Annotated in this window: 12 protein-coding genes; 8 read left to right on the forward strand and 4 right to left on the reverse strand. The window is 66.5% G+C overall.

What is annotated here, in order from left to right:
- Positions 1–367: 367 nt before the first annotated feature.
- The 7 genes from AU185_RS00005 to AU185_RS00030 all read left to right on the forward strand — a co-directional run bounded on the left by AU185_RS00005 (position 368) and on the right by AU185_RS00030 (position 7411).
- Positions 368–1546 (forward strand): zinc-dependent alcohol dehydrogenase, encoded by a 1179-nt coding sequence (locus AU185_RS00005; protein ID WP_059100288.1) that lies wholly within the window; start codon positions 368–370, stop codon positions 1544–1546.
- A 5-nt stretch (positions 1547–1551) separates the two neighbouring features.
- Positions 1552–3012, forward strand: coding sequence for an aminotransferase class I/II-fold pyridoxal phosphate-dependent enzyme (locus AU185_RS00010; RefSeq protein ID WP_059100289.1), 1461 nt, complete (start codon positions 1552–1554; stop codon positions 3010–3012).
- Positions 3013–3093: 81 nt separating this feature from the next.
- Positions 3094–4926 (forward strand): hypothetical protein, encoded by a 1833-nt coding sequence (locus AU185_RS00015; RefSeq protein ID WP_059100290.1) that lies wholly within the window; start codon positions 3094–3096, stop codon positions 4924–4926.
- A complete protein-coding gene (locus AU185_RS25275) occupies positions 4923–5093 on the forward strand; it encodes a hypothetical protein (RefSeq protein WP_172800131.1) in 171 nt (56 codons plus the stop codon). Before AU185_RS00015 ends, AU185_RS25275 begins: the two co-directional genes overlap by 4 nt.
- Positions 5090–5521 (forward strand): hypothetical protein, encoded by a 432-nt coding sequence (locus AU185_RS00020; RefSeq protein ID WP_059100291.1) that lies wholly within the window; start codon positions 5090–5092, stop codon positions 5519–5521. Before AU185_RS25275 ends, AU185_RS00020 begins: the two co-directional genes overlap by 4 nt.
- Positions 5521–6849, forward strand: a complete 1329-nt coding sequence (locus AU185_RS00025; RefSeq protein ID WP_059100292.1) for a hypothetical protein — start codon at positions 5521–5523, stop codon at positions 6847–6849. Before AU185_RS00020 ends, AU185_RS00025 begins: the two co-directional genes overlap by 1 nt.
- A gap of 10 nt (positions 6850–6859) precedes the next feature.
- Positions 6860–7411 (forward strand): isochorismatase family protein, encoded by a 552-nt coding sequence (locus AU185_RS00030; RefSeq protein WP_059100293.1) that lies wholly within the window; start codon positions 6860–6862, stop codon positions 7409–7411.
- Here AU185_RS00030 and AU185_RS00035 read toward each other — a convergent pair.
- Positions 7408–8226, reverse strand: a complete 819-nt coding sequence (locus AU185_RS00035; protein ID WP_082683659.1) for an enoyl-CoA hydratase/isomerase family protein — start codon at positions 8224–8226, stop codon at positions 7408–7410. The two genes, AU185_RS00030 and AU185_RS00035, sit on opposite strands and share 4 nt — an antisense overlap.
- Positions 8227–8334: 108 nt before the next feature.
- Here AU185_RS00035 and glgX point away from each other — a divergent pair, with 108 nt between their 5' ends.
- A complete protein-coding gene (glgX, locus tag AU185_RS00040; protein WP_231740354.1) occupies positions 8335–10485 on the forward strand; it encodes a glycogen debranching protein GlgX in 2151 nt (716 codons plus the stop codon).
- Between the two features lie 4 nt (positions 10486–10489).
- Here glgX and AU185_RS00045 read toward each other — a convergent pair whose 3' ends face one another.
- The 3 genes from AU185_RS00045 to treS are packed head-to-tail and all read right to left on the reverse strand — an operon-like array spanning position 10490 to position 14047.
- The gene (locus AU185_RS00045) at positions 10490–10837 is read right to left on the reverse strand and encodes a hypothetical protein (RefSeq protein WP_059100295.1); all 348 of its coding nucleotides are present in this window, start codon (positions 10835–10837) and stop codon (positions 10490–10492) included.
- 55 nt (positions 10838–10892) lie between these two features.
- Positions 10893–12239 (reverse strand): maltokinase N-terminal cap-like domain-containing protein, encoded by a 1347-nt coding sequence (locus AU185_RS00050; RefSeq protein WP_059100296.1) that lies wholly within the window; start codon positions 12237–12239, stop codon positions 10893–10895.
- Positions 12239–14047 carry a maltose alpha-D-glucosyltransferase gene (gene treS, locus AU185_RS00055; RefSeq protein WP_059100297.1) on the reverse strand — a complete coding sequence of 603 codons (1809 nt, stop codon included), beginning with the start codon at positions 14045–14047 and terminating at the stop codon, positions 12239–12241. The genes AU185_RS00050 and treS overlap by 1 nt, the downstream gene beginning before the upstream one ends.
- Between the last annotated feature and the right edge of the window lie 169 nt (positions 14048–14216).

The following is a 14216-nucleotide window of genomic DNA, read 5'->3' on the forward strand; positions in this document are numbered from 1 at the left end:
CGGTGAACGCCCCGACTGGTGGTGGTACAACCCCTTCGAACCCCAACCCCCACCACCACCCAACTGAACCCGCCACCACGGCCGTCCGTAACGCCGCGTCAACGATAAACCAGTTGAGGCTCAACAGAGTTCGGCCTGAGTCAGCGCATGGCCAGATCACCGCAGCATGTAAGTCGCTGCGCACCCGACAGCCCGCTAGATCGCCGTTGGCCAGACCGCCGCGCGCTGGACCGCCGTTCGCTCGATCGCGCGGCGTCCGCGGGCATCGTTCGAAGCGTCAGCCAGCCGCCGTCTGACACCTCCTGACCCGCAGGATTAGACAGCCACCCCAGCGGGCACGCCTCCTCCAGACAATCAGGAGGCCCCCATGCGAGCAGTGACGTGGCACGGTCGGCGGAAGGTGTCCGTCGACGACGTGCCCGATCCCGCGATCAAGGAACCGACCGACGCGATCATCCGGGTCACCAGCACCAACATCTGCGGCTCGGACCTGCACCTCTACGAAGTGCTCGGCGCCTTCATGACTCCCGGCGACATCCTCGGCCACGAAGCGATGGGCATCGTGGAAGAGGTCGGCCGTGGGGTCAACGGTCTGCAACCCGGCGACCGCGTCGTGATCCCGTTCAACATCTCCTGTGGGCACTGCTTCATGTGCGACCACGGCCTGCAGAGTCAATGCGAGACCACGCAGAACCGCGATCAAGGCACCGGCGCCGCACTGTTCGGCTACTCCAAGCTCTACGGCGAAGTCGCCGGCGGACAGGCGGAGTATCTGCGCGTCCCGCAGGCTCAGTACACCCACATCAAGGTGCCCGAGGACGGGCCCGACGACCGCTACGTCTACCTCTCCGATGTGCTGCCCACCGCATGGCAGGCCGTCGAGTACGCCGCGGTGCCCGACGGCGGCACCCTCGTCGTCCTCGGCCTGGGACCGATCGGCTCGATGGCCTGCCGTATCGCGGCGCATCGCAAGGGCTGCAAGGTGATCGGCGTCGATCTGGTCGACGAACGAATCTCACGCGCCCGCGCCTACTGCGACGAAATCATCGACCTGCGCACCGACAACGCCGAAGAGGTCGTCAAGAGCCAGACCGACGGCCGCGGCGCCGACTCCGTCATCGACGCCGTCGGAATGGAAGCGCACGGTTCGCCCGTCGCCGAAACCATGCAGACCGCCAGCGGGTTCCTGCCCTCGCCGATTGGCCGCGTGGTGATGAAGAATGCCGGCGTCGACCGGCTCGCCGCGTTGAACTCCGCCATCTCCCTGGTCCGCCGCGGCGGCACCATCTCTCTGTCCGGGGTCTACGGCGGCGCCGCCGATCCCATCAACATGATGACGTTGTTCGACAAGCAGATTCAGCTGCGGATGGGCCAGGCCAACGTCAAGAAGTGGGTGCCCGACATCATGCCGCTGCTGACCGCCGAGGACCCGCTACGCCTCGAGCAGTTCGCCACCCACCGGCTTCCGCTGGACGCCGCACCCGAGGCTTATGCAAGCTTCCAGAAGAAGGAGGACGGCATGGTCAAGGTGATCCTCAAGCCGTGAGCCACATGGATCAATCAGAAGCACCGCTGCTCGACGCGCTGGTCGACTACCGAAAACGCAACCGCTACGGCTTCACCCCGCCGGGTCACCGGCAGGGGCGCGGCACCGACGCCCGCGTTCTCGAGGTGCTCGGCCGTGAAGCCTTCGCCGACGACCTGCTCGCCAACGGCGGACTCGACGACCGTCGCAGCAGCAACAAATACCTCCAGCACGCCGAAGACCTGATGGCCGAAGCAGTCGGCGCCGAGGTCGCCTGGTTCTCCACCTGCGGTAGTTCACTCTCCGTGAAGGCCGCGATGATGGCCGTCGCCGGCGGGGACGGCGGGCTGCTCGTCCCACGCGACAGCCACAAATCCATCGTCGCCGGCCTCATCTTCTCCGGCGTCCAGCCGCAATGGGTCACCCCGCGCTGGGACGCCCAGCGCCACTTCAGCCATCCACCGTCGGCGCAGGACTTCCGCGACGCCTGGGACCGTCATCCCGACGCAGCCGGAGCCCTCGTCGTCAGCCCCAGCGCGTATGGCACCTGCACAAACCTGTCCGAAATCGCCGAGGTCTGCCACGAACGCGGCAAGCCGCTGATCGTCGACGAGGCCTGGGGTGCACACCTGCCGTTCCATGAAGACCTGCCGACCTGGGCGATGGACGCCGGGGCCGACGTCTGCGTGGTGAGCGTGCACAAGATGGGCGCCGGTTTCGAGCAGGGCTCGGTCTTTCATCTGCAGGGCGACCTCGTCGACCAGGACCGCCTCTCGGCGTGCGCGGACCTACTGATGACTACCAGCCCGAACGTGTTGATCTATGCCGCGATGGACGGCTGGCGCCGGCAGATGGTCGAATGCGGCCGCGAATTGCTCGGCGACGCACTGGGACTCGCGCGTCAGCTACGCCAGGACATCGAGCTCATCCCCGACGTCGCGGTGATGGAGGACGAACTGCTCGGCAAAGAAGCGTCCCACGCCCTCGATCGCATGCAGATCCTGATCGACGTCTCCGCCACCGGCACGTCCGGCTACCAGGCGCACGACTGGCTGCGTGAACACAAGCAACTCGACGTCGGCATGAGCGACCACCGGCGCATCCTGGCGACCATGTCGTTCGCCGACAACAAGGCCAGCGCGGAACGGTTGCTCGACGCGCTGTGGGCGTGGCGCAAGCAGGCCAACCACTTCGATCCGCCCCCGCCGATGCACCTGCCGTCGCCCGAGGAGATCGAATTGGAAACCGTCGAACTGCCTCGTGACGCGTTCTTCGGGCCGGTCGAGGAGGTGCCGATCGAGAAGGCGAGCGGGCGCGTCTGCGCGGAGCAGATCACCCCGTATCCGCCGGGTATCCCGGCGGTCGTCCCCGGCGAACTGCTGAACGACGCGGTCCTCGACTACCTACGAACCGGGTTGAAAGCGGGCATGAACATTCCCGATGCGGCAGACACCTCGCTTGAGACAATCCGCGTCGTCGCCACCTGATACCTCTGGTTTCGGGTCGGTGGCTTCTGGCAACATTACCGACGAGTAAGAAGTTTCCTCCGACAGTCAGCAGGTGGGCAGATGACGGGAAGTGCGGAAATTTCGTTTATCGCGCAGGACGAGGGCGGTGGTGCCGCGCTCAACGAAGTGATCGGCCTCTCGGTCGCCGGCGCGGTGGTCGCGGCATTGCTGTTGTGGATCGGCTGGATGCACCGCAACCACAAGATCACCTGGTTGGCTCGCCTCGGCGACTGGTCCGGACGGCGGTTCAAGCGCCCGTCGTGGGTGGCCCTGCCGATCGCGTTGTTCATCGCGTCGATCATCTGCGCCCTGTTCGGCTTCATCTGGGACGTCAGCCTGCACATCGGCAACGGCCGTGACGACGGGGCGCTGGCCAATCCGGCGCACTACTTCATCCTGATCGGCCTGTTCGGCATCTTCGTCGCGGGCTGCACCGCGATGGTGCTGCCGTATGACCGGCCCGGCCCGTCCGCCGTGCGCATCACCGACGACTGGTACGCCCCGGTCGGCGGGATCGTGATGGCCGGTTGCGGGCTCTACGCGCTGATGGGTTTCCCGCTCGACGACATCTGGCACCGCATCTTCGGCCAGGACGTCACGCTGTGGGGACCCACGCACCTGATGATGATCGGCGGCGCGGGCTTTTCCACGTTGGCCGCGCTGTACCTGGAGAAGGAAGGCCAGCGCGTCCGGACGGAGGACACCCCACCCGACGGCATCGGCCTCAAGTTCGTGCAGTACCTGGCGTTCGCCGGCGTGCTCATCGGCGCGTCCGTCTACCAGATCGAATTCGACTTCGGCGTGCCGCAGTTCCGGCAGGTGTTCCAGCCCATGCTGATCGCCGCCGCCGCGGCGCTGGCACTGGTGGCCGCCCGCATCTACATGGGCCGAGGCGCGGCCCTGATCGCTGCGATCATCGCGATCGGGTTGCGCGGCCTGGTCGCGCTTGCGGTCGGTCCCATCCTCGATGCGCCGATCAACTGGTTCCCGCTCTATCTCGGGGCGGCAGTGGTCGTCGAACTCCTGGCACTGACCCCTCTGTTGAAGCGGCCTCTGGTGTTCGGTCTGGTCGCCGGCCTGGGTATTGGCACCGTGGGACTGTGGCTGGAATCGCTTTGGATCAACGCCGTCTATCACTTGCCGTGGCCCACCAGCATCTGGCCGGAAGCATTGGCCATGGCGGTGCCGGTCGCGGTGCTCGTCGGCGCCTGCGGCGCGATGGTCGGCATGGTGTTGACCTCGCAGCGGCTACCCCGCCGCGCCGTCGGGGTCGGCCTCGTCGTGCTGACGGTGTTGGCGATCGGCGGCGCAACGGCCAACGGACTTCGCTATGACGTCCCCGAAAGTGCCTCGGCGGCAATCACTCTCACCGAGGTCCCGAACGCCGAAGGGGAACGATACGTGACCGCGGACGTGCAGATCACGCCCGCAAACCTGGTGAGTGACGATCCTAACTGGGTTTCCGTGCTCGGGTGGCAGGGCGAATTGCCCAACGACCGCGGCATCTTCATCGACCACCTCGAACAGGTGGGGCCGGGGCACTATCGCTCCACCGAACCGATGCCGGTGTCCGGTACGTGGAAGACGTTGCTGCGCGTGCACGACGGGCGCACGCTGGCCGCGGTGCCGATCTACCTGGCGGGCGATCCGGGGATCGGCGCCGAAGAGGTGCCCGCCGAGGCGTCGATGACACGTCCCTTCGTCGCCGAGATCACGATCCTGCAGCGTGAGCGCAGCCCGGACATCCCCCAGTCGCTGTGGCTGATCGGCTGCCTGATTGTGCTGGTCTGCAGCCTCGCAATGGTCGCGGGCGTCACCTGGGGTGGCGGCCGGATCAACAACAGCGAACCGTCCGGCAGCGAAGCAGAACTACAGCCGACCGCCCAAGCATGATCGGCGACCCGGACGGCACAGATGTTGTGATTCTGGCCGACCATCCGGTGTGGCTTGCGGTGCCCGCTTTCGCCCCGGCGATCGTGGTCGCCGGGGTGGTGGTGTACATCGCGGTGAAGAACCGGCGCAAACGCGAAACCCGACCGACCGACGAAGGGACACCGTGACACCGACACTGCGCCGACGATCCGCAATAGGCATCGTGACCGCTGTGACGCTCCTGGCCGCCGGATGCGGCGGCTCGCAGAGCACCGAGACCGAAGCGGGCAGTCCGGCGCAGCCGACGGTGAGCCCGTCGGACATGCCCGATCAGCAGCGACCACCGGATCGGCTCACCATCGACATCACGATTGAGGGCGGCAACGTCACCCCCACCAACGCGCAGGCGCAGGGCAAGGTGAACGAGCCGATTGTGCTGCGGGTCAACAGCGACGCGGCCGACGAGCTTCACGTGCACTCGGTGCCTGAGCACACGTTCGAGGTGGCGCCCAAGCCCGGCCAACAGTTCCAGTTCACCGTGGAGGTGCCGGGCAACGTCGAGATCGAACTGCATGAGCTGAACCGCGTCGTCGCCACCGTCCAAGTTCAGCAGTGATGCCGGGGCCGTCGGTTTCCGTACTGGCCCACGGTCTCGGCGGTTCGACCGATCTGCCGATCCCTTTCACCTATGCGCTGATCGGTGGGGCGTGGGCGTTGACGTTCACGTTCGCGGTGGTCGCGCTCGCTTGGCGGAAGCCGCGGTTCGATCCGACGAATTCCGTTCGACCCCTTCCCCGTTGGGTGTCGACGGTGGTGGACGCGCCGGTGACCCGGTGGATTGTCGCGCTCGCAGGCTTGGCGTTCGCGGTGTGGGTGGGCATCGCCGCGGTCGCGGGTCCCCAGGACGAGAGGAACCCGCTACCCGGCGTGTTCTACGTCTTGTTGTGGGTGGGTCTGGTGGCGGTGTCGCTGGTCATCGGGCCCGTGTGGCGGGCGATATCGCCGGTGCGGGCGGTGCTTCGGCTGTTGGGCAGTCGTTCGCTGGGCCTGGCCTACCCCGCGTGGCTGGGGTACTGGCCGGCGGTCTTCGGCCTGTTCGCGTTCGTCTGGCTGGAACTGGCCAGCCCCGAACCGGGTTCGCTTACCGCCATTCGGATCTGGCTGCTGATCTACCTCGGCGTCACTCTCGCCGGTGCGCTCTGCTTCGGTGAGCGGTGGTGCGCGCGGGCCGACCCGTTCGAAGTGTACAGCGTGGTGGCGTCACGGCTGTCGCCCTTTCGTCGCGACCCCGACACCGGCCGGATCGCGATCGGCAACCCGTTCGACCACCTTCCGTCGCTGCCGGTGCGCCCGGGCACCGTTGCGGCCGTCGCCGTGCTCCTGGGATCGACTGCGTTCGACAGCTTCTCGGCGATGCCGGCGTGGCGAAACTTCGTCGACGACAACTCCTCGTCAGAGTTCACGGCAACCCTCATCAGAACCGCCGGCCTGCTCTCGTTCGCCGCGATCGTCGCCTGCACGTTCTGGCTCGCGTCGATCGCCACCGGCGGTGTCGACCGCGACCGTCGCCGCCGACTGCCCGGCCTGATGGCGCATTCGCTGATCCCGATCGTCATCGGATATGTGTTCGCCCACTATCTGACGTATCTGATCGAGCGTGGACAGCAGACCATCATCCTGTTGGCCGATCCGCTGGGCCGCGGCTGGAACCTCCTCGGTATAGGCAACGCCGAGGTCAGCTACTTCCTGTCCCAACATCCGACGGTTCTCTCGAGCCTCAAGGTCGGGTTCGTCGTCGCCGGTCACATCGCCGGCGTGGTCGCGGCGCACGACCGCGCGCTGCGGATCCTGCCGTCCGGCTATCAACTCACCGGACAACTCGCGATGATGCTGGTCATGGTGGGCTACACGTTCACCGGGCTGTACCTGCTGTTCGGCGGGTAGCGTCGGAAGGATGAAGGCGCTCATCATCGTCGACGTCCAGAACGACTTCTGCGAGGGCGGCTCGCTGGCCGTCACCGGCGGCAGCGACGTCGCAGGGGCCATCAGCGAGTTGCTCGCCGGCGAGAGCGACTACGCACATGTTGTGGCCACCAAGGACTTTCACGTCGATCCCGGCGACCATTTCTCCGAAAGCCCGGATTTCGTCACGTCCTGGCCGCGGCATTGCGTGGTCGGCACTGCCGGCGCCGACTTCCACCCGCACTTCCAATTCGACGCGGTCGAGGCGGTCTTCACCAAGGGCGAGTATTCGGCAGCCTACAGCGGGTTCGAAGGCACCGACGACGACGGCACCTCGCTGGCCGACTGGCTGCGCCAGCGCGGGGTCGACGAGGTGGACGTGGTCGGCATCGCGACCGACCACTGCGTCAAGGCGACCGCCGCCGACGCCGCGGCCAACGGCTTCGCCACCCGGGTGCTGCTCGACCTGACGGCCGGTGTCGCGCCAGAGTCGACCGAGCAGGCCGTCGCCGACCTACGCAAGGCGGGCGTCGAAATCGCCTAGCCGGCCGTCGGATCGACCGGCCTGCCCGTCCACGACGGCGCCCGCCGCTGCAGGTAGGCACGCACACCTTCCCTCGCGTCGTCATGGCCCATGAGCGCGACGTGGATGGCCGTCTCGCGCACGCCCACCGCAGCGCGGTCGAGGTCGAACGAGTCCCACAGCAGCCGCTTGCTGGCCGCCACCGACATCGGCGCGCTGTTCGTCGCGATGTCGTGCGCGACCTCCAATGCCGCAGGCAACACCTCCTCGGCCGGCAGCACCCTGTTGGCCACCCCCAGCTCGACAGCTCGGTGGCCGTCGAAAACCGCACCGGTCAACAGGATTTCGGCGGCCCGCGCAATGCCGATCAACCGCGGCAGCACCCAATGTGAACAGGCGTCTCCGACGACGCCGCGCCGCACCTGCACCACGCCGTAGCGCGCATCGGCCGCGAAAATGCGGATATCGCACTGCAAGGCCAGGGTGAGTCCGAGCCCGATGGCGTGCCCGTTGACAGCCGCGATGACGGGTTTAGCCAGCGCCCAAGCGGGCACGTCGACGCCCGCGGCGCTGAAGCCCGCACCTGGCGCGGCGAAGGTGTCCTCGCCGGACCCGAGGTCGGCGCCAGCGCAGAAAGCGGGCGGCGTCCCGGTGAGCACGACGACGCGGACCCGATCGTCACGGTCCAACCTTCGGTAGGCGTCGGCCAGTTCTTCGCGCATGCCGTCGCCGACCGCATTGCGCTGCCGCGGCCGGTTGAGCGTGACAGTTGCCACACCATCATCGACGTCGGTCACCAACGTCCGATAAGTGGGCAGGTCGGGACGGCTGGACACATGTTCTCCTGCGCTGGCGAACTTCGATGCGATTTGGTTGTGATGTTGCCTCACCGGGCACACCCGTATGGTTCCGTTGGTCTGTTCGTTCGTCGTCTGGAGTGTGCATTGACCCAAGCCGCCACCGCCCAAGCCGCCCCCGTGGAGATCTGGCCGGGCAAGGCCTACCCGCTGGGCGCCACCTATGACGGCTTCGGCACCAACTTCGCGGTGTTCAGCGAAGCCGCCGAAAAGGTCGAGCTGTGTCTGTTCGACGCTGACGGCACCGAGACCCGGGTCACGCTGCCCGAGGTCGACGCGTTCGTGTGGCATGGCTTCATCCCGAACATCGAGCCCGGCCAGCGCTACGGATACCGGGTACACGGCGCGTATGAGCCGGCCGCGGGGCATAGGTGCAATCCGAACAAGCTGCTGATCGACCCGTATGCGAAGGCCATCGACGGCCAATTCGACTGGGGCCAGTCGCTGTTCAGCTACAACTTCGGTGACCCCGACAGCCGCAACGACGACGACTCGGCGCCCAACATGCCGAAGTGCGTCGTGATCAACCCGTACTTCGACTGGGGCGTGGACCGGCCGCCGGGCCACGAGTACGCCGATTCGATCATCTACGAGGCGCACGTAAAGGGCCTGACGCAAACGCATCCCGACATCCCCGAACAGATCCGCGGCACCTACGCCGCGGTGGGCCATCCGGTCATCATCGAGCACCTCAAGTCGCTGGGCGTGACCGCGATCGAGTTGATGCCGGTGCACCACTTCGCCAACGACTCCACCCTGGTCGACAAGGGCCTGTCCAACTACTGGGGCTACAACACCATCGCTTTCCTCGCACCGGATTCCAAGTACAGCTCCAACCCCAACCCGGGTGGTCAGGTGCAGGAGTTCAAGGCGATGGTGCGCGCGCTGCACGAAGCCGACATCGAGGTGATCCTCGACGTGGTCTACAACCACACCGCCGAGGGCAATCATCTGGGGCCGACCCTGTCGTTCCGCGGTATCGACAACTCCGCGTACTACCGGCTCGTCGACGACGACAAGCGCTACTACATGGATTACACCGGCACGGGCAACAGCCTGAACGTCGGCCACCCGCATGCGCTGCAGCTGATCATGGATTCACTGCGGTACTGGGTCACCGAGATGCACGTCGACGGGTTCCGGTTCGACCTCGCCTCGACGCTGGCCCGGGAGTTCTACGACGTCGACCGGCTGGCGACGTTTTTCGAACTCGTGCAACAGGATCCGACGGTCAGCCAGGTCAAGCTGATCGCCGAGCCGTGGGACGTCGGCCCCGGCGGCTATCAGGTCGGCGGCTTCCCGCCGCAGTGGACGGAGTGGAACGGCAAGTACCGCGACACCGTTCGCGACTACTGGCGCGGCGAGTCGGCGACCATCGACGAGTTCGCCTCCCGGCTCACCGGTTCGTCGGACCTCTACGAGCAGACCGGCCGACGTCCAGTCGCATCCATCAACTTCGTCGTCGCCCACGACGGCTTCACACTGCGGGATCTGGTGTCCTACAACGAGAAACACAACGACGCCAACGGCGAGGACAACCGCGACGGCGAGAGCCACAACCGGTCCTGGAACTGCGGCGTCGAAGGGCCCACCGACGATCCGGAGGTCAACGCCCTGCGAGCCCGGCAACAACGCAATTTCCTCACCACGCTGCTGCTGTCGCAGGGCGTGCCGATGATTGCGCACGGCGACGAACTCGGCCGCACGCAGCAGGGCAACAACAACGTCTACTGCCAGGACAACGAGCTGTCCTGGATCGACTGGGCCACCGCCGACGCCGACCTGATGGACTTCACCCGCACGGTGTCGGCCCTGCGCTCGGGTCACCCGATATTCCGTCGGCGCCGGTTCTTCTCCGGCCGCCCCGTGCGGCAGCGCGGGGGTGAGCGGCTGCCCGACATCGCCTGGTTCGCACCTGACGGTTCCGAGATGAGCGACGAGGACTGGGAGAGCGGTTTCGCCAAGACGATCGCGGTCTACCTCAACGGCAACGGGATCCCCGACCGCGACGTCCGCGGTCAGCGGGTGGTCGACGACTCGTTCGTGCTGTGCTTCAACGCCCACCACGAGGCCATCGACTTCACGCTGCCCGGTGAACAGTTCGGGCCGGCGTGGATTCCGGTGATCAACACCGGCAAGGATCCGGCCGACGAGTCGGAGCCAAAGCCGCTCAACGCCGGCTCCGCCATCACCGTCGAAGCCCGTTCAGTGGTGGTGCTGCAGGCGCCGATGGCCTAGAGGGCTATTCGACGACGGGGAAGAACGAATCGCCGTCCTCGGGCGTCCCACTGATCTGGCCCTCGTCGGTGCCGTGGTCGTCCGGATTGACGCGGTCCATCTGCACGCCCTCGTCGGTCGGCCGCTCGGCCACATCGGGCTCCTCGGCGGCGAGTTTCTCGTCGAGAGTCTCGTCGATCTCGCCGTCGGCATTGACCTTGTCCGCCTCGCGCCAATGATCTGGCGGATCGACGGTTTCATCGCCGTCGTCGTTGCGCACGTCATCGGAGTCGAACGCCTCCGTCGGGCGCAGCGTGTCGCCGACGCCGCCACCGTCGTTGGGTGAAGTACCTGGGTCCGGATTCGCGTTCACATTAGTTCGGTTGCCCGCCTGCCTTGACGCTAAACGCCGGGCCGGCGCCGGCGCGTCAGCCGACGATCCGGGCGATCGACTTCAGCGGGATCGGCAACCAACTCGGCCGGAAGCGCGCCTCGTATGCGGCCTCGTAGACCGCCTTGTCCAATTCGTAGGCCGCCAGCAGCTGCCCGGAATCGCGCGGATCCGCGCCGGACACTTCGGCGTAGCCGTCGCAGAACGATGCGGCGTTGCGGTCCACCCACTCCCTTGCCCGCGCCCCGAGCTGACGGTCGTGGTCCTCGTCGGTGGACTGTTCCATCAGCCGCTGGTAGGCGGCGTACTCGTAGGACCGCAGCAGCCCGGCCACATCGCGCAACGGCGAGTCGGGGCGACGACGTTCCTCGAGCGGCTGGCCGGGCTCGCCTTCGAAGTCGATCAGCAGCCAACCCTCGGGGATGCGCAGCACCTGACCGAGATGCAGGTCGCCGTGGATGCGCTGAACCCTGATGGTCTCCTCGGAAAGCTTGCGGTATCGCTCCTCGATCAGCGGCGCGTACTGCTCGAGGGCGGGTACCGACTTGGCCGCCGACGCCAACCGCTCCAACGCCGTGTCGGCCGGGAACAGCGCGGTCTCCGTGCCCAGTTCGTCGGCCAGCGTCGCATGCACCGACGCGACCGCCTCGCCGAGCCGGTAGGACTCCCCGGCGAAGTCGCCGCCCACCTCGTCGGCGTACAGGTCACCTTCGGCGAACAGGTCGCGGGTGCTCGCGGTCGCCATGTCCCAGCCCTCGGCCGAGGTCGCCGCGAACTCCGTGACCATGCCCAGCGCGCACGGCTCGCCGTGCCCGTCCACTGGCCAAGTCGTCTCGAAAGAGCCGAGCAGCCGCGCCACATGCGGGTTGCCGGCGCGCGCCAGCACGCGGTTCAACTCGATGTCGGGGTTCGTCCCGGGCGTGATGCGGCGGAACAGCTTGAGGATCGCCTCCTCCTCGAACACCACGCTGGTGTTGCTCTGTTCGGCCGCCGACACCCGCGGTGCGGCGTCCAGCGGTAACTCGACGTCGGGCTCCTTGACGAAGCGCACTGTGTTCTCGCCGGAGCCCACCGTCGCCGACGAGTCGATGAGCGACAGCAGGAACAGCGCGGCGTCGGGCTCGTAGAGCGCGTCGTAGGCAGTGCGGTCGCCGTCCGTCCCGATCGTCGCGACCTCCGCGTACTCCTCGATAGGTCCGGTATTCCAGCGCACCACCACTTGATATCGCTCACTCGAGCCGTCGGTGTAGGACACGTCGAGCAGCATGAGGTCCAGATCGTCGCGCAACGCAACGCGCGCGGCCTCCCGAACGGACGCCAACTCGCGGCTGCGCCCGGCATACCACCGCTGGTGGGGCAGCCATTCGTCGAACGGCAGGGACATCACTGTTCTCCAAGCTCCGGGCTGGGCGCCTTCAGCGAGAACCAGTAGAACCCGTGACCGGGCAGGGTCAGCAGGTAGGGCAACTGGCCGATGCGGGGGAACTCAACGTACCCGGTCATCTCGATAGGCGTGTACCCGTTGTAGTGCTGCAGATTCATCTCGATGGGCTGCGGGAAACGGGACAGGTTGTTGACGCACAGCACGATGTCCTTTTCGCCGCTGTCCTTCTCGATCTCGCGGACATAGGTGAGCACGGAGGGGTTCGAGCCCCCCAACTCGTGGAAGCTGCCGATCGCGAACGCGTCGTGGCGGCTGCGCACGGTGAGCATGGTGCGGGTCCAGTTCAACAGCGAGTTCGAGATGTCGCGCTGGGCTTCGACGTTGACCGCTTGATAGCCGTAGATCGCATCCTGGTTCGGCGGCAGATAGACCCGGCCGGGCGTCGCGGTGGAGAAGCCGGCGTTGCGGTCGGGCGTCCACTGCATCGGGGTGCGCACGGCATCGCGGTCGCCGAGCCAGATGATGTCGCCCATGCCGATCTCGTCGCCGTAGTACAGCACCGGCGAACCGGGCAGCGACAACAGCAGCGCGGTGAACAACTCCATCTGATTGCGGTCGTTGTCCAGTAGCGGCGCCAGCCGTCGCCGGATCCCGACGTTGGCCTTCATCCGCGGATCCTTGGCGTACTCGGCGTACATGTAGTCGCGCTCTTCGTCGGTGACCATCTCCAACGTCAACTCGTCGTGGTTGCGAAGGAAGATGCCCCACTGCGCCATCTCCGGGATGTCGGGCGTCTGCGCCAGAATTTCGGAGATCGGGAACCGCGATTCGCGCCGGACCGCCATGAAGATGCGCGGCATCAACGGGAAGTGGAACGCCATGTGGCATTCGTCGCCGCCGGTGTCGGGGTCGCCGAAGTACTCGACCACGTCGGCCGGCCACTGATTCGCCTCGGCCAACAGCACGCGGCCCGGGTACTCGTCGTCGATCACCTTGCGGCAGTGCTTGAGGAACGCGTGCGTCTCGGGCAGGTTCTCGCAGTTGGTGCCCTCTCGCTCGAACAGGTACGGCACCGCATCCAACCGGAAGCCGTCGATGCCGATGTCGAGCCAGAACCGCAGGACGTCGAGCATCGCCTCCTGGACGGCGGGGTTGTCGTAGTTGAGGTCGGGCTGATGGCTGAAGAACCGGTGCCAGTAGAACTGGCGCCGCACCGGGTCGAAGGTCCAGTTCGACTCCTCGGTGTCGACGAAGATGATCCGGGCGTCCTTGTACTTGTCGCTGGTGTCGCTCCACACATAGAAGTCGCCGTACGGCCCGTCCGGGTCCCTGCGTGACTCCTGAAACCATGCGTGCGAGTCGGACGTGTGGTTCATGACGAGATCGGTGATGACCCGGATACCCCGGCGGTGCGCTGCGTCGAGCAGATCGACGAAGTCGTCGACGGTGCCGAACTCCGGCAGCACCTTGTAGAAGTCGCGGATGTCGTAGCCGCCGTCGCGTAGCGGCGAATCGTAGAACGGGGGCAGCCAAAGACAGTCCACCCCAAGCCACTTCACGTAGTCGAGTTGTTCGGTCAGCCCGCACAGATCGCCGATGCCGTCGGAGTTCGAGTCGTAGAACGCGCGCACCAGCACCTCGTAGAAAACGGCACGCTTGAACCACGTGCGGTCCTCGGGCAGCACCCGGGCGTGGCCGAAGTCTTCGGCGGTGGGGTGCTCGACGACACCGTCCTCGACGTGACTACCCTCCGCCGGGTCGTGGTCGGCGGATGCGTCGGATGCTCTGACACCGCTGCGTTGATCCATACGGTCTCCAACCTACCCACGTCGCGAAGAATCGAATCGCCGTAGATCCGTGCGCCGGGGTGCCTGCGGATTCGTTCAGGGTCGGCGGCGTCGAACCCATTCGGAACGGTTGAATCGGCGAAGGAGACAAGCTACGGTTTTCGACGTCTTGTGATCTTGATCTCCGAAC

The sequence above is a fragment of the Mycobacterium sp. GA-0227b genome, assembly GCF_001499855.1.
Lineage (GTDB): Bacteria > Actinomycetota > Actinomycetes > Mycobacteriales > Mycobacteriaceae > Mycobacterium.